Source organism: Nakamurella aerolata (assembly GCF_013002705.1).
In the GTDB taxonomy this organism is placed as follows: Bacteria; Actinomycetota; Actinomycetes; order Mycobacteriales; family Nakamurellaceae; genus Nakamurella; species Nakamurella aerolata.
Map to the genome: position 1 here is coordinate 72,766 of NZ_JABEND010000004.1, position 21,371 is coordinate 94,136.

At 68.8% G+C, this 21,371-nt stretch carries 15 protein-coding genes and 1 tRNA gene; 6 read left to right on the top strand and 10 right to left on the bottom strand.

The genetic code is table 11. The annotated features are described in order from the left end of the window. Window positions 1-67 precede the first annotated feature (67 nt). Together HKD39_RS08850 and HKD39_RS20435 are read left to right on the top strand one after the other, a co-directional pair. Entirely contained in the window at window positions 68-385 is a 318-nt protein-coding gene (locus HKD39_RS08850) for a hypothetical protein (protein ID WP_171199515.1), read from the top strand. Between the two features lie 27 nt (window positions 386-412). Beyond that, on the top strand, window positions 413-1,357 hold the full coding sequence (locus tag HKD39_RS20435; RefSeq protein ID WP_171199516.1) for a diguanylate cyclase domain-containing protein: 945 nt from the start codon (window positions 413-415) through the stop codon (window positions 1,355-1,357). A gap of 16 nt (window positions 1,358-1,373) precedes the next feature. On the opposite strand, the gene HKD39_RS08860 is transcribed toward HKD39_RS20435, so the two are convergent. The 8 genes from HKD39_RS08860 to HKD39_RS08895 form a co-directional block, all read right to left on the bottom strand. Further along, the gene (locus HKD39_RS08860) at window positions 1,374-2,798 is read right to left on the bottom strand and encodes a DUF6421 family protein (RefSeq protein ID WP_212754316.1); all 1,425 of its coding nucleotides are present in this window, start codon (window positions 2,796-2,798) and stop codon (window positions 1,374-1,376) included. A gap of 235 nt (window positions 2,799-3,033) precedes the next feature. Continuing rightward, entirely contained in the window at window positions 3,034-5,472 is a 2,439-nt protein-coding gene (locus tag HKD39_RS08865; RefSeq protein ID WP_171199517.1) for an FtsX-like permease family protein, read from the bottom strand. Beyond that, on the bottom strand, window positions 5,469-6,185 hold the full coding sequence (locus tag HKD39_RS08870) for an ATP-binding cassette domain-containing protein (protein ID WP_171199518.1): 717 nt from the start codon (window positions 6,183-6,185) through the stop codon (window positions 5,469-5,471). The genes HKD39_RS08865 and HKD39_RS08870 overlap by 4 nt, the downstream gene beginning before the upstream one ends. Next, window positions 6,182-6,571, bottom strand: a complete 390-nt coding sequence (locus tag HKD39_RS08875; RefSeq protein WP_171199519.1) for a peptidase inhibitor family I36 protein — start codon at window positions 6,569-6,571, stop codon at window positions 6,182-6,184. The genes HKD39_RS08870 and HKD39_RS08875 overlap by 4 nt, the downstream gene beginning before the upstream one ends. A gap of 240 nt (window positions 6,572-6,811) precedes the next feature. Next, window positions 6,812-7,978, bottom strand: a complete 1,167-nt coding sequence (locus HKD39_RS08880; protein WP_171199520.1) for a glycosyltransferase family 4 protein — start codon at window positions 7,976-7,978, stop codon at window positions 6,812-6,814. 31 nt (window positions 7,979-8,009) lie between these two features. Beyond that, a complete protein-coding gene (locus HKD39_RS08885) occupies window positions 8,010-8,984 on the bottom strand; it encodes a ribose-phosphate diphosphokinase (protein WP_171199521.1) in 975 nt (324 codons plus the stop codon). Beyond that, window positions 8,981-10,564 (bottom strand): bifunctional UDP-N-acetylglucosamine diphosphorylase/glucosamine-1-phosphate N-acetyltransferase GlmU, encoded by a 1,584-nt coding sequence (glmU, locus tag HKD39_RS08890; protein WP_246232339.1) that lies wholly within the window; start codon window positions 10,562-10,564, stop codon window positions 8,981-8,983. Before glmU ends, HKD39_RS08885 begins: the two co-directional genes overlap by 4 nt. A 144-nt stretch (window positions 10,565-10,708) precedes the next feature. Beyond that, entirely contained in the window at window positions 10,709-12,859 is a 2,151-nt protein-coding gene (locus tag HKD39_RS08895) for a right-handed parallel beta-helix repeat-containing protein (protein WP_171199522.1), read from the bottom strand. A 22-nt stretch (window positions 12,860-12,881) separates the two neighbouring features. Between HKD39_RS08895 and HKD39_RS08900 the strand changes: the two genes are divergently transcribed. Further along, window positions 12,882-13,100: a hypothetical protein gene (locus HKD39_RS08900; RefSeq protein WP_171199523.1), complete on the top strand. Its 219-nt coding sequence runs from the start codon at window positions 12,882-12,884 to the stop codon at window positions 13,098-13,100. Between the two features lie 552 nt (window positions 13,101-13,652). Here HKD39_RS08900 and HKD39_RS08905 read toward each other — a convergent pair. Next, window positions 13,653-13,723: transfer RNA gene (locus HKD39_RS08905), tRNA-Gln, on the bottom strand. Between the two features lie 385 nt (window positions 13,724-14,108). On the opposite strand from HKD39_RS08905, the gene HKD39_RS08910 reads away from it, so the two are divergent. Beyond that, entirely contained in the window at window positions 14,109-15,116 is a 1,008-nt protein-coding gene (locus tag HKD39_RS08910; RefSeq protein ID WP_171199524.1) for an acyl-CoA desaturase, read from the top strand. A 41-nt stretch (window positions 15,117-15,157) separates the two neighbouring features. On the opposite strand, the gene HKD39_RS08915 is transcribed toward HKD39_RS08910, so the two are convergent. Further along, a complete protein-coding gene (locus HKD39_RS08915; protein WP_171199525.1) occupies window positions 15,158-16,042 on the bottom strand; it encodes an O-fucosyltransferase family protein in 885 nt (294 codons plus the stop codon). 136 nt (window positions 16,043-16,178) lie between these two features. Here HKD39_RS08915 and mfd point away from each other — a divergent pair, with 136 nt between their 5' ends. Together mfd and HKD39_RS08925 are read left to right on the top strand one after the other, a co-directional pair. Then, a complete protein-coding gene (mfd, locus tag HKD39_RS08920) occupies window positions 16,179-19,862 on the top strand; it encodes a transcription-repair coupling factor (RefSeq protein ID WP_171199526.1) in 3,684 nt (1,227 codons plus the stop codon). A gap of 427 nt (window positions 19,863-20,289) precedes the next feature. Then, the gene (locus tag HKD39_RS08925; protein WP_171199527.1) at window positions 20,290-21,327 is read left to right on the top strand and encodes a hypothetical protein; all 1,038 of its coding nucleotides are present in this window, start codon (window positions 20,290-20,292) and stop codon (window positions 21,325-21,327) included. Window positions 21,328-21,371 lie beyond the last annotated feature (44 nt).

A 21,371-nucleotide genomic window follows, 5' to 3' on the forward strand; every position in this document is an offset into this window, starting at 1 on the left:
GCGGGGAGAGACCAACAACACGAACAACGGCGGTAGCGGTGTGCCGGATACCTCCTACCATGTGCCGGTGAGGTCGGGACAGACGCCAACGACGTCGGGCGATTCGCCCCGGGTGGTGGACCGACCCTGGCGTCGGGTACCCGGCCGGGTGCGACTCACCGCGGGTCTGATCTACGCCGCCGCGACCGCCTCCCTTCTCGGCAGCGGCGCTCTGGATGCGACCGGCCCGGCGTGGGTGCTCGACGGTCCCGGCATCTGGCTTGGACTGGCCAGCGTGCTGATGATGGACCTGTACCTGCTGCTGCCGTGGGCCTCTGATGTGCGGACCCTGCGTCGCCCGATCTCTCGGTCGGCGGCGCTGCAGGTGGCGATCGTGGTGGCGTAGGGGTTCGCGGCGGTACCGCCGCTGGTGGTGGTGGGCGGCCTGTGTGTGTTGATGTACGGCCGGATCCGGCTATGGCGGCTGCTATTGAGCGTCAGCTTCACCGCCGTGCAGACCTTCTCGGTGGCGCTGGCCGTTCATCTGGTGTTCGGGCCGGAGCCGGTGTTGACCCCGGACGAGTGGCAGATCATCTCCCGATCGCTGGTGGCGGTTCCGGTGTTCGTGGTCCCCAACCTGGTGCTGTGGACGACGGTGGACCGGGCGGTGCGGGGGCGGAGCTTCCGCGCCGGTGCAGTGATCATCGCTCGGCACGACGGGCGCTGGTGGGTCAGTTATGCCGCGACACCGTTGTTCGTGCTGATTCTGGTGGTCGCACCGTGGCTGATGGTGCTTGCCGGGATCTTGATGGCGGCCATCTGGCAGACCCTTGTGGTGATCGGCCGGCGCACCGAGCAGGCCAGAACGGACGCACTTACCGGGCTGGCCAACAGGTTTGGGCTCTTTGAAGATTTGGATGCGTTGCTGTCGCGGCGCGGGGCGGTGTTGCTGTTCGCCGACCTTGACGACTTCAAGACGATCAACGACAGTTTCGGCCACACCGGCGGTGACGCCGTGCTGGCCGAGGTCGGCCGGCGGATCGCCGGCTGGGTCAAGTCCAACCGCCACCTGAGCCCGCGCAGCGACAGCGTTGCCGCCAGGATCGGCGGCGACGAGTTCGTTGTCCTGCTGGCCGAGGAGAGCACGGACGAGCAGGTGGCTGCCGCCGCGGCGGAGCTGACAACCGTGCTGGCGCAACCGATCTGGGTGGGTCAGCAGGCGGTGCGGGTGTCGTGGTCGGTGGGTTGGAATCGGAGCGAGGCCGGCATCGACGCGTTGAAGCTGCTGCATGCGGCGGACAGCCGGCTGTACCGGCACAAGAGAGCACGGCCGGGACGCCGCGACACCCCGCCGCCCGCGGCGGCCCCCGGCCGTTGATCTGTGGTGGTGCCGCTCAGCGCGCGCTGGCGGCGGTGATGCCTGACGTCGATTCGACGACGCCCTTCATCTTCTTCTTCAACGCTTCGTAGAACATCGACAGCGGGAACTCGTCGGGGAGCACCGCGTCGGTCAGTCCCTTGGGCAATCCGTCCAGCGGCAGCGCGGAAAGGTCGCCGGCGCGGTGCCGGTTCCAGGCCGAAAGCGGGTGCGGGGTGAGGGTTCCGGCGATCAGGTCGTAGGCGGCGATCCAGTGCGCCATCTTCGGACGGTCGATGGAGCGCCAGTACAGGTCTTCGATGCGCCGGCCCAGTTCGAGCACCGGTTCGGTGACCCGGTCCCAGTCGATCGACAGGCGATTGTCGGTCCAGTGCAACACGTTTGCCTGGTGCAACCAGGCGAACAGCAGCTGGCCGCCGAGGCCGTCGTAGTTGCGGGTGCGGTTGCCGGTGATCGGGAAGCGGAAGATGCGGTCGAAGATCACCGCGTACTGCACCAGGTCGGCGTGGCTGTGGCCCTGCTTGGCCAGCGCGACCGACTCCCGGAACGCCGTCAGGTCGCAGCGCAGCTCTTCGAGGGAGTACAGGAAGTACGGCATCCGCTGCTTGATCATGAACGGATCGAACGGCAGGTCGCCGTGCATGTGGGTGCGGTCGTGGATCAGGTCCCACATCACGAAGGTTTGCTCGGCCAACTGCTGGTCTGCCACCAGCTGCTTGGCCCGCTCCGGCATGTTCAGCCCTGTGACCTCGGCGGCTTCGGACACCACCCGGCGGAACCGAGCGGCCTCGCGGTCGGCGAAGATGCCGCCCCAGGTGAACTTCGGAAGCTCGCGCATGGCAATGGTTTCCGGGAACAGCACCGCCGAGTTGGTGTCGTAACCTGCGGTGAAATCCAGGAAGCGGATCGGCAGGAACAGTTTGTTGGAGTAGTCGCCGGCCTCCAGCTCGGCGATGAACTCCGGCCAGAGCACTTGCAGCGCAACGGCTTCCAGGTTGTGGTCGGGGTTACCGTTCTGGGTGTACATGGGGAATACCACCGCATGCACCAGGTTGTCGCGGCGGTCTGCTGCCGGCTGGAAGGCCACCAGCGAGTCGAGAAAGTCGGGAACGCCGAAGCCTTTGTCTGCCCAGCGGCGCAGATCGCGCTGGGCGGCGGCCAGGTAGCGGGCATCGTGCGGCAGCAGCTCGGTGAGCTGGCCGAGCGCAGCGGCGATGCGGTCGACCAGACCGCGAGCCAGCTCGGTGTCGGCGCCGTCGGCGAGCGCGCCGTCGGCCTGCTGCAGCTCACGCAGCTCGGTGACGCCGGCCTTCACGCTCGCCCAGGCGGGGCTGCTCAGCAGTTGCTCGGCGACGGCCGGGTCGGCCGCCGCCGGAAAGCCGTCGGCGGTCTCCGAGCCGGCATCGGCAGCAATCGCCGGGTCGAGAACAGATCCGGTCACTGTGCACCTCCAGGCAAGAGATTTTCTTGTCACCGAGCATATCAGCCGAAAATTATCCGGTCACGCAGCTCGGGGGTGTCCATCGAAGGGACCGAAGGAGGCGGCATGCGTCCGGTGCTCAGCCGCAGTGCTGGGCTCGTGGTCGTGGTGGCACTTGATGCCGAACCCGGGAGGCCGTCGCTGTTGGCGGCGGGTGGTTCGGATGTGCCCGGGAGTTTGTTCCCGCCGGTGCGCGTCACCTGCTTCGGGGGGCGAGCGGATGGCGTGAGTAGGCGCGGCGTGCGCTCGCTCCCGCAGCGACGCCCGCCGCTGCTTGAACAGCCACCGCCCCGGCCGCGAGGGTCAGCAGCCCCAACCACGGGATGTCCGTTCCGGCACCTTCGGTTCGCACGTTCGCGACGCTGATGACGGCCCCGCCGATCACGCCGAGTAGGGCCCCAACTGTCCCGGCGATCAACGCAGCCCACACAGCGATCCGGGCGATGCCGCCCCTGGAGTACCCGAGGTCGGCCAATTGAAACAGCTCGCGGCGCCATTCACGCATGGCCTGGGCGGTGAGTAATAGCGACAGCAACACGCAGGCGATCGCGGCCACCAGTGCGGACATCTCCACTTCGGGCCCCGGTGGTTCTGAGGAGATGGCTCGGTAGGCGCGGACGGCGGACGGCGGTATCTCCATGTCGGCCGCAGCGTTTTGCATCTGAGCGAGCTGGGACGCCGCATCGGCGAACCGATACTCCGTCGAACTGTCCGTGGTGAGTCCGGCGGGTAGCTGCGTGGACAGGATCAACGCCCCGGGGATGCTCACCCTTGCGGTGGCAGGGCTGGCTAGGTGTGCTGGTGCCGAAGGCACGGTGGCCTGGTTTGACCCTGCTGTGCCGGGTGATTCGCTCCAGTCGAGGACGGCCGTGACAGCCCGAGGGCCGGCTGGGTCGAACACGACGAGCTTCCCGGCCCGGAGATCGGCGATGGACTGCGGAGCGAGAGCGAACCCCCAAAGCTCTTCGGTTGCCGCAGGGTCGTCGATGGCGCCGACGGTCCCGTTGCTGGTGAAGTCACGCAGACCCGCTGGAACTCCGTTTCTGCCCACCGCCGTTCTTGCGACCACAGGGGCGGCGCCTGCGATCGTGCTCAGGCGCTCAAGTTGCGCCGCGGGCAGCGGCGTGGGGCTCAGAATCTCGAGCTGCCCGGGCAGAACGTTGGTGCTCGCCCGGTCGGCATTGGTCTGCGCGTAAGAGGTGGAGCGGACCAGCAGCGCCGCAGGGAGCACCAGGCTCGCCATCACCACGGTCGCGATGGCGCCGGCCCGCCACCGCTCTCTGCTGGCCCACCGGCTGGCCATTCCCACCGGCGACGCGGTGCGGCCAAGGGTGGCATGCGCCATCCGCAGCAGATCTGGAGCAGTTGCGCTCAATGTGACGAGACAGCCGACAACCACCAGTCCCATGGCTGCCTCGCTACTGGGGCCGGTGACCAGTAGAGAAGCGAGCAGAACGACGCCGCAGAACTGGACGATTCGTCGGGTCGAACCCTCTTGCCGATTGATGGTTCCCTCGCCGGCGGCACGGCCACCACCACCCGAACGCAGTACCGCAGTTTGCACGCGCCCGTATCCAATGACGACTGCCAATCCGGCGGCCACGATCACAGCGGCAACCCCTATCAGCACTTCAGCCGGAGGGAAGGAGAGATCCAACTGCCGCTGGGCGATCTGCTCAGCCGGTCCCGCCAGTAACGGCGCCGCCACCAGGGCCAGTCCCAGGCCACCGAGAACGCCGCCGGTAATCAGCGCCGCCGAGCTGATGAGGACGGCCGCGCGCACGGTTCGCTGAGGAACGCCGACAGCGGCGAGCAAGGTGAATTCGTCTACCTGCCACCGCAGTCGCACGACCAGAACGGCGCCAACTGCTGCGCCGGCCAATGCCAGCATCGGGAACCCGATGACGGCGATCAGCCGCAGGTAGATGGGCTTGCGTGAGGGAATGTCGCTGGAGAAGGTGAGGTTGCCAAGCTGGGATATCGCAGCAACTGTCGTGCCGTCGGCGGTGTTCAGATTTACGGCGATATCAACGGAAGGGGCCAGCGCTGCGGCCACTGCGGCCGAAGGGCGCAACGCCTCCCAGGTGCCCGGGGCGGCGATCACGAATGATTGGCGGAAATCATCGCGCTGCCGGGCGATTCCTACCACGCGCGCCGGACGGTCGTGGTCGAGCTCCAGCGCGATCGTCCCGCCGACGGCCAACCGATACTGCCGGGCTGCCGACGGAGAAATCGCCACCTCCGAGGGGGCGGTAGGTAACCGTCCGCTGTCGACTCGATAATTGCCGCCGGCAGGACCGCTGAAATTTCGCTGCATGAAATATTCGGTGCCGACCATTCCGTTGGCCTGGACCGGCATGAGAGTGTCGATGACCTTGGGCTGCGGATCGAGCCCCGCAGGTAGCCGCGACAGTGTGCTGGTCAGGCTTGCGGGCGTTGGCTCAATGGCCAACGACGCGTTAGCCCCGTTGTTCACCACCGCGATCAGTCGGTCCTGAGTGTCGTTGAGGGCGGCGAGCAGGACGGCGCCGGTGACTGTGAGGGCTGCGATCACCAGGACTTGCGCAATGGTGAGCACTGACCGCCACCCGCCGGCCAGTGCGATGCGGCGCACCAGCAGGCCGAGGCCGCTCAAGCGACACCTTCCATTGCGCCGACCTCGCCGTCGCGAACGGTCAGTACCCGGTCGGCGACCTCTCGGAACGCCGGATCGTGCGTGGCCACCACCACGGCGCGGCCGGCAGTGCGTAGGTCGTGGAGCGCCGACATCACGCCTCGTGCGGTGCTGGTATCCACCGACCCTGTTGGTTCGTCGGCCAATACCACCTCGCCGGGCAGGGCCAGCGCCCTCGCAATGGCGACCCGCTGCCGTTGCCCGCCGGACAGCTCCGCCGGGAACCGGTCGCCCAACTGCGGCAACCCGACGGCCGCCAGCGCCTGGTCGGCGGCAGCCGCAGCTTCCGCTTTGGAGACCCCGCGGACGGTCAACGGCAACGAGATGTTCTCGGCGGCAGTCAGTAACGCGACCAGGTTGTATTCCTGGAAGATCACACTCACATGATTCCGTCGCAAAGAAATCAGCCGGTCAACAGACGCGTTGGCAACATCAACTCCGGCAACCGTGATATCCCCTTCGTCCGGAGAAACCAGGCCAGCCATCAGGTTCAGAAGCGTGGTCTTACCGCTTCCACTGGCACCAACTAGCACCAGCATCTCGCCCGGCCGCACCGTCAGGGAGACGTCGGAGGCAGCGATCACCTCACCGAAGGGGGTCAGATACTTCTTTGCTACCCCCGACAGCGCGATGATCGGCGCATGCTCAACGGCGAGCGGTTCAACGCTCGTCACGAACAGGTCGTCGTGTTGCTGAACAGATAAAATGAAGAGAAGATGTCATTCGCCCCGCTGCCAACCCAGCCGTTGGCTGTCCGGTAGTTGGCGCAAAAGCGACTGCCGCCACGGTTTGCACCTGAATAGTACTCGCCGTCCACTGCAGTCTCGTTCGACCATGACGACGTTTTGTCGTTGGCCAAACCCGAGAAGTTGAATATCACACCACGCGTGGCACTAGCGGGGGAAAGTAGACCGACCCAGTTGATTTCGCCGTATGCACACAGCCGTCCGTTGCAGTCCGGCTTTCCTGCGGAGGCGGCGGGCGGATTCACGACCAAACCGAGTCCGAGCACACTTAGTCCGGCAATGATAGATGTAATGATCTTCTTCCCCGACATCATGATTCTCCTTTGAATCAGGTAACTTCCCCCGGAGTGAGGTAGCTCACTGATGTTACACCCCCCCCGTGGCTGTTGGCAACGCTTGAATGTCCCTGTGCGGTGATGGGACGGCTCGTGGCGTCGATGGCGGTCGCGTTGGATGGACGCGGAACTCATGAACTCTCAACAGAATTGCGATGTCCGGACGCCAGTTGTCGACTGACGCGATGTATGCCGCACATGAAATTGCGAAACGTGCTTTCAATGCGACTTGAGCACGATTCCAGCGATGTCCCGCCGGTAGCGGTGCACCGAGAACCGCTCGACGGCCCACTGCCTACCCCGTTCGGCGAGCCGGGCGGCCAGCGCGGGGTCGTCGATCAGCCGCTGGACCGCGGCGGCCATGGCTGCCGCATCGCCGGGCTCGACCAGCAAGCCGGTCTCGCCGTCGTTGACGGTTTCCAGGTGCCCCATCGCGGCCGCGGCAACCACCGGGCGGCGGGCGAACTGGGCCTCGACGACGGCGTTGCCGAACGGCTCGCGCAGCGACGGCGCCAATACCGCATCGGCGGCGGCCAATGCCTCCCAGATCGGGCTGACGTAACCGGCCAGCGTGACAGCGCCGGCCAGGTCCGGCTGCGCCGCCCGCTCCTTGAGCTGCTGCTGGTACCACTCGTAACCGGCGAACGGGGTGCCGTAGATGGTCAGTACGGCCGGCACCCCGGCCGTGCGCAGCAGTGCCACCGCCTCGATCGCGACGTCGGGTGCCTTGCGTGGGGACAGCCGGCACACCGCGGCCAGCCGGAACGTCTCAGGGTCCGGGGTCGGCGGGGCCGGCGCCGGCGGCACGTCGGGGATGCCGTTGTAGATCAACGAGATCCGCCGGTGCAGTCGCGGGTACACCGAGGTGAGCGCGGCGGCGGCCGCTTTGCTGTTGACGATCAGCCCGGAGGCGCCCAGCAGCGGCGCGAGCAGACCCTTTAGCACCCAACGGTTGTCGGAGTCCTCGGCCTCGTGTACGTGCACCAGCACCGGTACCCGGGCGATCCGGGCGGCGGCGATCCAGGCCGGGATGGTCACGGTGTTGACCAGCACCACGTCGGGGCGAAGCCGGCGCAACAGCCGCACCAACCGAGCCACCCCGGTCAGATTGCCGCCGACCAGCGCGGCCAAACCCTTGGATGACAACGCCGATCGCCGCACCACCGGGCTGGCGACGAACTGCACGGCAGCCCCCCGTGCGCGCAGCATCGGTACCAGCGGGCCGTCCGACGGCACGCAGACCCGCACCGTCGCGCCGGCATCGACCAGGCCGGTGATGCTTTCCAGCAGCTGCAGATCGGCGCCGTAGACGTCGGCCGATGGGTTGGCGATCAGTACCGACGGCGGCCGTCCCGCGCTGCCGGCACCGCGCGTCCGCTCAGCCATCAGAATCAGGCATCGGAATCAGGCATCGGAATCAGGCATCGAACAGGCTGGTCACCGATCCATCGGCGAAGACCTCGCGGATGGCCTGACCGATCAGCGGCGCCACCGACAACTCGGTGAGCTGACCGAAGCGGTGTTCCGGCGGGATCGGCAAGGTGTTGGTGAGCACCACCTCGACGGCGCCGCATTCCGACAGTCGTTGTGCGGCAGGATCACTGAGCACCGGATGGGTGGCCGCGACGACGGCCTTCTTGGCGCCGGCCGCCAACACCTGCCGGACCGCAGAGGCGATGGTGCCGCCGGTGTCGATCATGTCGTCCACCACGATGCAGGTGCGGCCGGCGACCTCGCCGACCACCCGGTTCGCCACCACCTCGTTGGGCTTGTCCGGGTCGCGGGTCTTGTGGATGAAGGCGATCGGCGCGCCGCCCAGCCGGTCGGCCCAGCGTTCCGCGGTGCGCACCCGTCCGGAGTCGGGGGAGACGACGGTCAGGTCGTCCTGGGAGTATTTGTCGGCAATGTAGTTGGTGAGCAGTGGCTGTGCCCACAGGTGGTCGACCGGGCCGTCGAAGAAGCCCTGGATCTGATCGGTGTGCAGATCCACCGTCATCAGCCGGTGCGCACCCGCGGTCTGCAGCAGGTCGGCGACCAGCCGGGCCGAGATCGGTTCCCGGCCACGGTGTTTCTTGTCCTGCCTGGCATACGGATAGAACGGCAGTACCACGGTGATCCGCTTGGCCGACGCCCGCTTCAGGGCGTCGATCATGATCAGCGTCTCCATCAGCCAGGTGTTGATCGGGCTGGTGCACGACTGGATCAGGAAGGCGTCGCTGCCGCGCACGCTCTCCTCGAAGCGGACGAAGATCTCGCCGTTGGCGAACTCGTAGGCCTGCTGCGGGGTGACGGTGACGTCCAGGTACTCGCCGACGGCCTCGGCCAGCTCCGGGTAGGCGCGCCCGGAGAACAGCATCAGTGATTTGCTGTTCGTCATCGAGATGGCGTTCATCCGCGGTTGTCCTCCCGGCCCGTGGCGTCGGTGATGGCGTCGGTGGTGGCATCCGGCCCTGCGCCGGCGCCGGCGCCCCCAAGACCGGAGCCGGTACCGGGGTCAGTGCGGTCGCGGTCGACGGCACCCGCCGACCGGGCGGCCCGGTCCATCGCGGTGCCGGGATGTTTGCGCAGCACCCACCCGTCGGAGTTGTACTGCCGGCCCCTCGCGACCGCCAGCGCACCGGGCGGCACATCGTCGGTGACGGTGGATCCGGTGGCGACGTAGCTGCCGTCGGCGAGGGTCACGGGCGCCACCAGTGTCACGTTGGAACCGACGAAACTGGCTGCGCCGATGTGGGTTTCGAACTTGCTGGTGCCGTCGTAGTTGGCGGTGATCACCCCGGCGCCGACATTGCTGCCGGCGCCGACGGTCGCGTCGCCAAGGTAAGTCTGGTGCGGCACCTTGGCGCCGGCACCGACCTGAGTCTTCTTCAGCTCGACAAAGGTGCCGACCTTGCTGCCGGCGGCGAGCACCGCGCGCTGCCGCAGGTAGCTGTACGGCCCGACGGTGGCGCCGGCGCCGATGTCGGAGTCCAGACAGTGCGCCCTGACCACCTGCGCGCCGTCGCCGACCCGGCAGTTCGACAGCGTCACGTCCGGCCCGATCCGTACCCCGCTGCCGATCTGGCTGCCGGCCTCCAGCTGCACCCCTGGGCCGATGCTGGTGTCCTGGCCGATCTGCACGTCGGTGTGCACCCAGGCGCTGGCCGGGTCGAGGAAGGTGACCCCGGCGCGCTGGTGCTGCTGCACAATGCGATCGCGAAGCACTGCGGAAAGCTGGGCCAGTTGCACCCTGTCGTTGACGCCCTCGGTCTCGATCGGGTCGTCGGCATGGCTGGTGCCGACGTTGCGGCCGTCGGCCTTGGCCAACGCCACCGCGTCGGTCAGGTACACCTCGCCCTGGGCGTTGGCGCTTCCGATCCGGGGGAGCAGCTCGGCCAGCACGGCACCGTCGAAGGCGTAGACCCCCGAGTTGATCTCGGTGATGCCGCGCTGCGCGTCGGTGGCGTCCTTGTGCTCGACGATGCCGGCCAGGCCGCCGTCGGCGTCCCGGGTGATGCGGCCGTAGCCGGTGGGGTCGCCGACCGTCGCGGTGAGCACGGTGACGGCGTTCCCGGCGGCCGCGTGGTCCGCGGCCAACGCGGCCAGCGTGTCTGTGGTCAGCAGCGGCACGTCGCCGTAGCTCACGATGACGGTGCCGGCAGGTTCGAAACCGTTGCCGCGCAAGGCGTCCAGTGCGCAGGCGACGGCGTGGCCGGTGCCGAGCTGCTGGTCTTGCACGGCCTCGATCACCGGCGGCAGGTCGGCGGCGCCGCGCAAGAACTCGGCAACCTGCTCGCGCCCGTTGCCCAGCACAGCCACCAGCCGCTCGGGGGACAGCCCGGCGGCGGCGCGCAGCGCATGCCACACCAGCGGCCGGCCGGCGATCGGGTGCAGCACCTTCGGCAGCGCCGACCGCATCCGGGTGCCGGCCCCGGCGGCCAGCACGATCACCGCGGAGACGACGGGCGACGCGGCGGCCGTCGGCTGGCTCAGACCCGGTGGTTTCGCCTGGCTGGGCGGCACCGGGTTCTCCGGGGGAGCAGGGCTTGCGGACGCTGGCGCTGGCACCCCGACATGGTAGCCAGCACGGCGCCGCTGCCACGCCCGCCGGACGCCGGGCGCCGTGCCGCGGTGAACTCAGCTGCCGGCGACCGCACCCACCACCGGGATGGAGCCGCCGGTGCTGGCCTTGGCCGCGGCGGCGGCCTGGGCGGGAACAGCGACCGGACCGAGCGGAATGCCGCTGCCGGCCAATCGCCAATAGCTGCCCTTCTCCCAACCGGTTGCGCCGGTGTACGCGGCCAGCTCCGCCATGGTGAACGTCCGGGAATTAGCGGTGTAGTTGGCCTTCCACCGCGCCACCGGAGCGGTCGACGAGCTCGCGGTGATCACGTTCCCGGCGACCCGTGAGGCGTAACTGGCCGGGTAGGCGGTCGGGGCGGACAGCTTCGGCAGCCCCGGGTAGGTGTCAAGGGCCAAGCGAGTTGTGCTGATGACGTTGTTGAGCACCGCGACGTTGGTGGTGTTCGGGCCGATCGCCCAGCCGCCGTAGCCGTCCGCGCGGGAATCGTCGTAGACGCGGATTCCGAAGTTGCAGTCGCTGACCGTGTTGTGCGCGACGGTGACGTTGGCCGATGCCACCGTGATGCACCCTTCGGCGTTGCGCACCACGTTGTTGGCGACCACCGACTTGTTCGACACCTCGTCGAAGATTCCGTGTTTGGTGACGCGCTCGATCACGTTCGACTGGTACGAGCCGTCGCTGCAGTCCAGGTCGCACCACAGCCCGCTGCCCGTGGTGTCCGTCACCTTGTTGCCGCTGATGACGAAACCGACCATATGCCCGATCTTGATCGCGGCCGGTCCGCAGGCGTAGGTGCACTTGTTGCCGAACTTCTGGTCGTTCTGGTTCACCAGCAGGTTGCCGCGGATCACCAGGTCGTTCCTGGCTCCGGTGGCGGACGAGCCGTTGCCCTGGATGCCGGTATAACCGTTGCGGTAGAACACATTCGACTCCACCCGCGAGCCGGGCTGCGGGTTGGAGTAGGAGACCGCGCCGGCGGACATGTCGGTGAACAGGTTGCGCTCCAGCACCACCACCGATGCCCCGAGGTAGAGCGCACCGTGGCTGGTGTTGGGGCTCTGGCTGGTGGCGTACCGGCGGATGCCGAGCCCCCGCACGGTCGCTCTGGTCTTGCCGATGATCATGGCGTTCGGTTTGGCAGCAGCCTCGAGGTTGCCCGTGGTCGGCACCGTCGGCAGGTACAGCCGCCGGTTCGCCCAGTCGTAGGCGAAGGTTCCAGCGGTGAGTTTGCTGCCGAAGGCGAGCTGGCGCTGCGGCACCCCGTTGATCCACACCTGTTGCGGGTCTTGCGGAATGGGACGGTCGGCCGACGCGCCCGCCGCGGCGTCGCCATAGGCACGCGGTCCTTGCGTGCCCTGGGCGGTGAGCGGCTTGCTGTAGTAGCCGTTCATGCAGAACGACGGCGTCGACCAGCTCATCCAGTAGCCGTTCGTCGTCTTGTTCCAGCCGGATCGGGGCAGTGGCACCGAACCGTCGAGCCACGCCTGCTCGTGCGGGTAGGGCTGGATGGTGAGTGCCTTGCCGAACGTCACCGACTCGCGGTAGACGCCCTTGCGCAGCACAACGGTGCCCCCTGCCGGTGCCTTGCTGACCGCCTTGGCCAGGGTGCGCAGCGGCGCGGTCTTGGTGCCTGCGGCGGCGTCGTTGCCGCTGGGACTGACGAACACCGCCCCGGCCGGTACCGGGTAGGCGGTATCGGGAATTGCGGTGGGGCCGGCGGTCAGCCCGGTGGGTCCGGTGGGCAGGGCACGGCTTCCCGGCTGCTGGACGGCCGTCGCACCGGCGACGTAGTACGCGGTTGCTTCCCGCACCCAGCCCGCGTTGAGCAGCGGGTTGGCGTCGGCCGCCTCGACGGCGATGCGATGCAGGTTGACCGCTGGATGGCGGTACAGCACAGCCTGTTTGCTGCACCCCGCGAGCGGGGTGGGCGAGGCATAGAAGGCAACACCGAGGTTGCGGTACTGGCCGTTGATGGCCGCGTCGAACTGGGCCCCCTTGGCGACGAACATGTCGTCGGCGCGGGCGGTGTTCTGCAGGTGGTAGACGGCGACCAGGACGCTGCTCGGCGTGGTGGCCGCCTGGAAGACGGGCTTGACGCCGGAGCGGTAGCCGGCGGCGACGGAGGCCGACACCGCGGCCAGGTTGGTGGCGAGCCGTTGGCCCTGGGTGGCCGACCCGGCCGTCTGGATCACCGGGGTGGCCATCGCGGGGCAGACACTCGCCGCCGTGACGGCTTCCCGTGCCGGGGGCGCCGGGGTTGCGGACGCCGGGGTGGCGGACGCGGGGGTGGCGGACGCGGTGGGGTTCAGCGGGCTCACCATGGCCGCGACCACCGCGGCGCAGGCAGCGCGCACGGTGCCGGCGCGGCGCGGTGCGGTCGAGGGCCCGCGACCGCGCCGGGAGGCGCGGTGGGTATCGGCTCCGGCGGAGGGCAAGCCGGAGTGAGCGGCAGGAACGAACAAAGCGGAAAGTGCGGACAACATGAGGATTCACCAGCTAGCTGCTTCGGCACCTGCGGTGCCAGGTCGGGGGTGCAACTGCCGCGGTGAGGCCTCGAAACGGACCGTTCGGATGGCCCCTCGGATGCACCACAGCGGATGGAGAATGGCTGCCCTGGATCTGGACCGCCCGGCTGCGACCGACCATGTACTGAGGGTGATATTCGCGCCCATCAGAAGGCCACCCACGGCGTCAGTAGGCTGAATTATCGGTGCCGATCGGCGAAATTGCAGTCCGCCGTTCGCTTGGTGTCGGAGCGTGGAATCCGCAGGTAGCCAGCTACGTACGGTGACGAAATGTGCGATCACGGCAGGGCGAGCTCGCTCCGCGCGACGAACGGCGAGAATGGTCACCCTGAGATCACTGAAAGTAATGATCGGTCCGAGGGAGTCGGCCGGATCGAGCGCCGGCAGCGCTCTTCTCACGTGTCGAGGGGGTGTCCCCGGCCCCGGCCGTCGGGGGACGGCCGGGCCGTCTTCGGGGGGACAGAGGAGAGTGCTCCGCCGCCAGGATTCGAACCTGGACCATTGGAACCAAAATCCAAGGTGCTGCCGTTACACCACGGCGGAACGCCGAGCGCGGTGGTGCGCTCGTCACCCCATCATTCCATGGCTGGCCCAAGCTGTTTGCCGCGAGCGCGAGCTCCGAGCCGCGAGCCGTCAGCCGCGAGCGCGAGGTCCGAGCCGCGAGCCGTCAGCCGCGAGCGCGAGCTCCGAAGCCGGCCGCAGCGGCGCGCCGGTGACCAGCAGCGCTGCGCGCGTTGTCGGCGCGATGGACGAATCCGCCGCCGCCCGGGCGACCCGCCATGTCGCTGCGCCAGCAGGTGCCGTACGATACGAGGAGTTAGGTGAACCTAACTTGGGCATCGCTCCAGGCGCTCTGCGGGGCGTCGCGCCCCGGTACAGTTCTGCTCAATCCTGCCGTGCAACAGGCGGGCAAGTTCGAGGATTGTCGATGACACGAGCCGAATCCAGCACCGCCACTGCCGCTCCGGCGGCCAAAGCCGAGCCGGCCGCGCCGCAGGCCAGCGCGGCCAAGGGCCGGAAGCCGATCACCGACGGACGACGCGGGATTCCCGCGCAGATCGCGGTGTACGGCTTCGCTTTCGTGCCGCTGCTCGCGGTGATCGCCGCGGTGCCCTTCGCCTGGGGCTGGGGGCTCGGCTGGTCCGATCTGCTGATCGGCGCCTTCTTCTACTTCTTCACCGGCATGGGCGTGACGGTCGGCTTCCACCGCTACTTCACCCACGGTTCGTTCAAGGCCAACCGCGGGTTGCGCAACGCGCTGGCCGTCGTCGGGCAGATGGCGGTGCAGGGGCCCGTCATCATCTGGGTGGCCGACCACCGCAGGCACCACGCCTTCTCCGACCGCGAGGGCGACCCGCATTCGCCGTGGCTGTTCGGCACGTCGGTGGCCAGCCTGGCCAAGGGTTTCTGGCATGCGCACATGGGTTGGCTGTTCCACCGGGACATGACCAACCAGAAGCGATTCGCCCCAGATCTGTTGGCGGACAAGGACATCGTCCGGATCGACAGGTACTTCTGGGCCTGGACGCTGGTGTCGGTGTTTGCCCCTGGCGTCATCGGTGGCCTGGTCACCTGGAGCTGGGCCGGGGCGCTCACCGCCTTGTTCTGGGCCGGCCTGGTGCGCATCGCGCTGTTGCACCACGTCACCTGGTCGGTGAACTCGATCTGTCACATGATCGGCGAGCGGCCGTTCGCGGCGCGCGACAAGTCCGCCAACTTCTGGCCGCTGGCCATCTTGAGCTTCGGCGAGTCCTGGCACAACCTGCACCATGCCGACCCGACCTGCGCCCGGCACGGCGTGCTGCGTGGTCAGCTCGACCTGTCGGCCAGGGCCATCTGGATCTTCGAGAAGTTCAAGTGGGCCAGCAACGTGCGCTGGCCCAGTGCCCAGCGGTTGGCTCGCATTCAGGCCACCGAACACGAGATGGGGCACTGACCGCAGCCGCGCTCCGGTAGCAGCCGCCGGGTGTGGCGCGGTCAGGCTCCTGCGTCGGGCCGATCGGCGGTGCTGCCGCCGCGGTCGGCCGGACGCAACGGGTCGGCGACGACGCCCAGTGAGGTGAAATCGACGCCGCCGGTTGCGGTTTCGTTGGCGGTTTCCACCGTGATCCGATCGCCGGCCAGGTGCTGCGCCAGCTCGATGAAACTTGACCAGTACGGGCCGAGCAGATACCCGGAGCCGGCCAACAGGTAAAGGTCGGCGACCCCGCCGGTGACGCCCTCTGTGCTGTTGTAGGCGCCCTTGTCCTTGATCCCGACGGCGGTGGGGAACTCCGCGGTGATCTGCTCGAACACCTCGGGAACGTCGCACGAGACGAAGAAGCGCACGCCGGGATCGGCGTCCTCGATCTGGTGCATCCGGTCAACGAACCACGACGTCGGCGACATCGCCTTGGTCTTCTCGTGCGAGACGGCGTGCGCCCTGATCTGCACTCCGACATAGGGTTCCGACCCGAGCTGATCGGCGTGAAAGGCGTTCACCCGCTCGGCGATCGGTGGCGCAGGGCGAAGCGAGCGGAACTCGTCCCGCCACGACCGCAGGCCCGGTGGCAGCTGCAGCTCGCCGCCCGTCATGATCTGCCGAATCCGCGGGCCGGCGTCGGGGCCGGCGCTGTTCCGGACGTCGCGGTCGCCGTAGGGCACCAACGGCGCGAGGGCACGCGAGAGGTACTTCGACAGCCGGCGCCCACCGGTGAAATCCCATAGCTCGGTGAGTTTCGGCCCGAACTTCGGCCCGGTCGGCCACACGTACAGCAGCCGGCGATCCTCGTGCTCGGCCAGCACCTTGGCGCCCAGCACCACCCGCATCCGGTTGCCGAGGCCGGCCGCTGCGGGGTTGTAGGCGACGAGGTAGCGCTTCATGTCAGCGCATTCTGCCCGGTCGGGCCACCGCCCCCAACTCCGCTCCGGCCGGGCGTAGTCTCGGGTGGGTACCCCCGCTTCCGGCGAAGTGGGGGTTGTTCGCGTGTGGTGGATCGACCGGCAGCCAGGAGAAGCAATGAGCACCAGCACCAGTCCAGCGGTCGATGCCGCCCGGGGCGGAGCGCCGGCACCCGATCAGGCACCGCCGGCGCCGCTGGCCGCGCTGACCGACGCCGTGCTGGCCGAGCCGTACTTCACCGAGGTGGCCGAGTCGGCGGGGGCGCCAGCCCGGCGGCTGGTCGGCCCTGCCGGGGTCAGGCCGTTCGTCGCGGCGGCGCTGGCCCGCGCCGACCAGCCGGTGTTGCTGGTGACGGCCACCGGGCGCGAGGCCGAAACCGCGACCCGGTCGCTGACCGACCTGCTCGGTGCCGGCGCCGCGATGATCTTCCCGAGCTGGGAAACCCTTCCGCACGAGCGTCTTTCGCCGTCCGCCGACACCGTCGGGCGCCGGCTCGCGGTGCTGCGCCGACTGGCGCATCCCGAGGAGGACAAGGCGGGCGAGCGGCCGCTGCGGGTGATCGTTTCCACGGTCAGGTCGTTGATCCAGCCGATGGCGCCCGACCTCGGCGAGATCGTCCCGGTCCGGCTGCGGGTCGGCGACGAGGTGGCTTTCGAAGCTCTGGTGGCGCGGCTGGTCGACCTGGCCTACACCAGGGTCGACATGGTGGCAAGGCGCGGCGAAATGGCCGTCCGTGGCGGCATTGTCGACGTATTCCCGCCCACCGCCGACCACCCGGTGCGGATCGAGTTCTGGGGTGACGAGGTCACCGATCTGCGCAGCTTCGCCGTCACCGACCAGCGCTCGCTCGAGCAGGTGGACGAGGTGGTTGCCGCCGCCTGCCGGGAGATCCTGCTGACCGACGAGGTGCGCGAGCACGCGCAGCGGCTGTCGACCGACGCCACCGGCGACCCGACGCTGGCCGAGATGCTCGGCAAGATCGCCGGCGGGGTCGGGGTGGAGGGCATGGAGTCGCTGCTGCCCGCTCTGCTGCCCGGCCGGTTGACCATGCTCAGCGAACTGATGCCGGCCGGGACGCACGTGCTGCTGGCCGACCCCGAACGAATCCGTTCCCGCGCAGCCGATCTGGTGCGCACCGGTCAGGAGTTCCTGGCCGCGTCCTGGATGGCCGCCGCCACCGGCGGCAAGGCGCCGATCGATCTTGGCGAGTCCGCCTACCGTGATCTGGACGAGGTGTTCGACGCCATCCGGGACGCCGACCTGTCGCTGTGGCAACTGGCCCCGTTCGGTGTCGACACTCCCGAACCCGGTGCGGCGGCGGACGATCCGGGTGCCAGGGTGCACGCCGCACCCGCCTATCGTGGCGACGTCGCCGCGCTGGTGGACGACGTCAAACACCGCATCGACGACGGTGGCCGCACCGTGCTGGTGCTGCCCGCCGCCGGCACCGCCGCCAGGGCAGGTGAGCGGCTCACCGATGCCGACGTCGGGGTGACGCTGGCGGCCGAGCCGATGACCAGCCCACCCAGGTCTGACGTGGCAACCATTGCCGTCGGCTGCCTCGACGACGGGTTCGTGCTCGGCGAGGACTCCGACACCGGAACGTTCAGCGGCCTGGCGATCCTCACCGAGGCCGACCTCACCGGCAATCGCGGCGCCGCCCCTGAACAACGCAAGATGCCGGCCCGCCGTCGCAACGCCGTCGACCCGCTGGCCCTGCAACCCGGCGACTTCGTGGTGCACGCGCAGCACGGCATCGGCAGGTTCGTGCAGCTGGTGTCCCGGCAATCCGGTGGGGCGCAACGCGAATACCTCGTCGTCGAGTACGCGCCGAGCAAGCGCGGCCATCCCGGTGACCGCCTGTTCGTGCCGACCGATGCGCTCGATCAGCTGTCGAAGTACGTCGGCGGGGAAGCGCCGGCGCTCAACAAGATGGGCGGGTCGGACTGGGCCAAGACCAAGGGCAGGGCCCGCAAGGCGGTCCGCGAGATCGCCGGCAAGCTGGTGCAGCTGTATGCGGCACGGGCGTCGTCGCCCGGGCATGCGTTCGCCCAGGACTCGCCGTGGCAGCGGGAGCTGGAGGACGCGTTCCCGTTCACCGAGACTCCCGATCAGCTGGCCGCCATCGACGAGGTCAAGACCGACATGGAAAAGCCCGTCCCGATGGACCGGGTGATCTCCGGCGACGTCGGCTACGGCAAGACCGAGATCGCGGTGCGCGCGGCGTTCAAGGCGGTGCAGGACGGCAAGCAGGTGGCGGTGCTGGTACCGACCACCCTGCTCGCCCAGCAGCACCTTGCGACGTTCTCCGAGCGCATGGAAGCCTTCCCGGTGACGGTAAAAGGGTTGTCCCGCTTCACCTCTGACGAGGAGGCGAAGGCCACCATCGCCGGGCTCGCCGACGGCAGCGTCGACATCGTCATCGGTACCCACCGGCTGCTGCAGCCCACCGTCCGCTATCACGATCTCGGGCTGGTGGTGGTGGACGAGGAGCAGCGCTTCGGCGTCGAGCACAAGGAGCACATCACCGCGCTGCGCGCCCACGTCGACATGCTCACCATGAGCGCCACCCCGATTCCGCGCACCCTGGAGATGAGCCTCGCCGGCATCAGGGAGATGTCCACCATCGCCACCCCTCCGGAGGAGCGGCACCCGATCCTCACCTACGTCGGCGCCTACGACGATCAGCTGGTGGCGGCCTCGGTGCGACGTGAGTTGCTCAGGGACGGCCAGGTGTTCTTCGTGCACAATCGGGTCTCCGACATCGAGGCGGTCGCCAAGCGGCTGCGCGAGGCCGTCCCCGAGGCGCGGATCGCGGTGGCGCACGGGCAGATGAACGAGCACACCCTTGAACAGGTGATCAACGGCTTCTGGCAGCGCGACTTCGACGTGCTGGTCTGCACCACCATCGTCGAGACCGGGCTGGACATCTCCAACGCCAACACGCTGATCGTCGACCACGCGGAGATCCTCGGCCTTTCCCAGATGCACCAGCTGCGCGGGCGGGTCGGCCGCGGCCGCGAGCGTGGCTATGCCTACTTCCTCTATCCACCGGACAAGGCGCTCACTGAGACCGCGCACGATCGGCTCGCCACCATCGCCCAGAACTCCGACCTCGGCGCCGGCATGGCCGTCGCCATGCGAGATCTGGAAATCCGCGGCGCCGGCTCGATTCTCGGCGCCGAACAGTCCGGCCACATCGCCGGCGTCGGCTTCGACCTGTACATGCGGCTGGTCGGCGAGGCGGTGACCGCGTTCAAGCGGTCGGCGGCGAAGTCGGGCGTGCCGGGTACCGACGGCGCAGCCGGGGAGGACGCCGAGCCAGCCGAGGTCCGCATCGAACTGCCGATCGACGCCAGCATCCCGCACGACTACGTGCCGACCGAACGGCTCCGGCTGGACGCCTACCGCAAGATCGCGCAGGCGGTCGGCGAGGACGATCTGCAGGCCATCAGGGCCGAACTCACCGACCGGTACGGCCCGCTGCGACCGGAGGTGGAGAACCTGTTCGCGGTGGCCAGGTTCCGCGAACAGGCCAGGGCGGCCGGCGTCGCCGAGGTGGTGTTGGGGCCGCAGGGGCTGCGCTTCGGCGGGGTGGAGCTGCCGGAGTCGGCCCAGCTGCGGATGGCCCGGCTGTACCCGGGCTCCAAGTACAAGGCCGCGACCAAGGCGCTGACCCTGCGGCCGCCCACCGAGGGCGACGGCAACCGCATCGGCGCGGCGACGCTGCGCGGAACAGCGCTGCTCGACTACTGCGCCGGTGTGCTCACCGACCTGCGCCGACAGCCGACGCAGAGCTAGCTGGTCCCACCGGACGCGCGTCTTGGTCGCGCCAGGTGCAGCCGGATCAGGACGGCCGTGCCTGGTCGCGCCCTGGCCGTGTCTGATCCGGCACCGGGTTAGCCGGGCCGCGGCTGCTGTGCGGCTGCTCGGTGTTGGACGGCTCTCGTCCGCCAGACCGTTGACGCCCCTCGGAGCGTGCGAGCGGAATGACCATTCGCCGACCGGATTCGGCTCATGGTGACGCTCTGGTCATGATTCGGATACGCCATACGGGTGGTCGGAGCTGATGTGAGCCGTCAGGTTGTCGGAACGCACTACCGAGTGTTAGATTTTACCCTTGACCCGGCACGCTCGGCGTGTTTGTCTCGCAGGCTTCGGACGGAGTTCGGCTGGCGGCGGTGAGCGGAACCTGAGCTCGGGTGAATGGGGACTACCGGGGACGAGGATGGCGCGCGTGGTGGTGACGGGTGCTCCGGCACCGAACAGGATCGTCGGGCGGCGGACGAGGCAACTCGGCGTCGGCCTTGGGCTCGCTGTCGCGGTGCTGGCCTCGGCGTGCACCTCGGACAATTCCGATCGGCAGTCGGCGAGCGGCCCTGCCGTGGCCTCCAGCGGCGGCGCCGTGGGGGCTGCCGGCGCCCCTGGCTCTGTCACCGTGACGGTTCCCGCTGGGTCCGGCAGCGCAGCTCCGGCCGGCACCAGCGCCGCCGCGACCTCATCCGCTGTGACCGGCTCGAGCCCGGCGTCCACGTCCAGCGCACCGGCCACAGCACCCGCCGCTGCCCGCCGCAACTCCACTAGTGCCAGCAACACCAGAGCCGCCACCACCGCTCCTACCAACACCGCTGCTGCCACCAATACCGGTACCGCGGCGGCCGGACGAGGCACATCGCGGCCGAGCGAAACCGACAGTGTCGGCAGCACAACCAGTTCCGCACGCGCCACGGCTTCCGGCAGCACCGGCGGCAACGGAGGAGCCGGCACAGCAACAGCAACAGCAACAGCGCAGTACACGCCGCGGGCGGTGCCCCGCACGCCGGTCCCGGCCCCGGGTGGCGGCAACATCGACCAGACCGTTGCCGCCGGCACCATCGCCACCAGCGCCGCGCCCGACCCCACCCGTCAGGTGTCGCTCGGGTCCGACCTGTCGGCGCAGCTGACCGACGCCAAGCGCATCGACGGCAAGGGCAAAGGCCCAGGCGAGGTCGGCGGTCCGGCGCTGCAGGCGACGGTGGTGCTGCGCAACAGCGGGCCGGCGCCGCTGGAGTTGAGCCACCTGCAGATCACCGCGCAGGATGCGGCCGGTGCGCCGGCGCCCGGGCTCACCGGCGAGCCGGCCGAACCCTTCATCGGCCAGCTCGCCCCCGGCGCGTCCGCCACCGGCGTGCTGGTGTTCCAGTTGCCTACGGCCTTCCGGGCGCCGTTGCAGATCGCAGTGGGATACGGCACCGGAACCGTTGTCCGCCTTGATGTCCGTACCTGAGCTACCCGTCGTCGCAGCAGCCACGCCGGCCTACCCGATCCTCT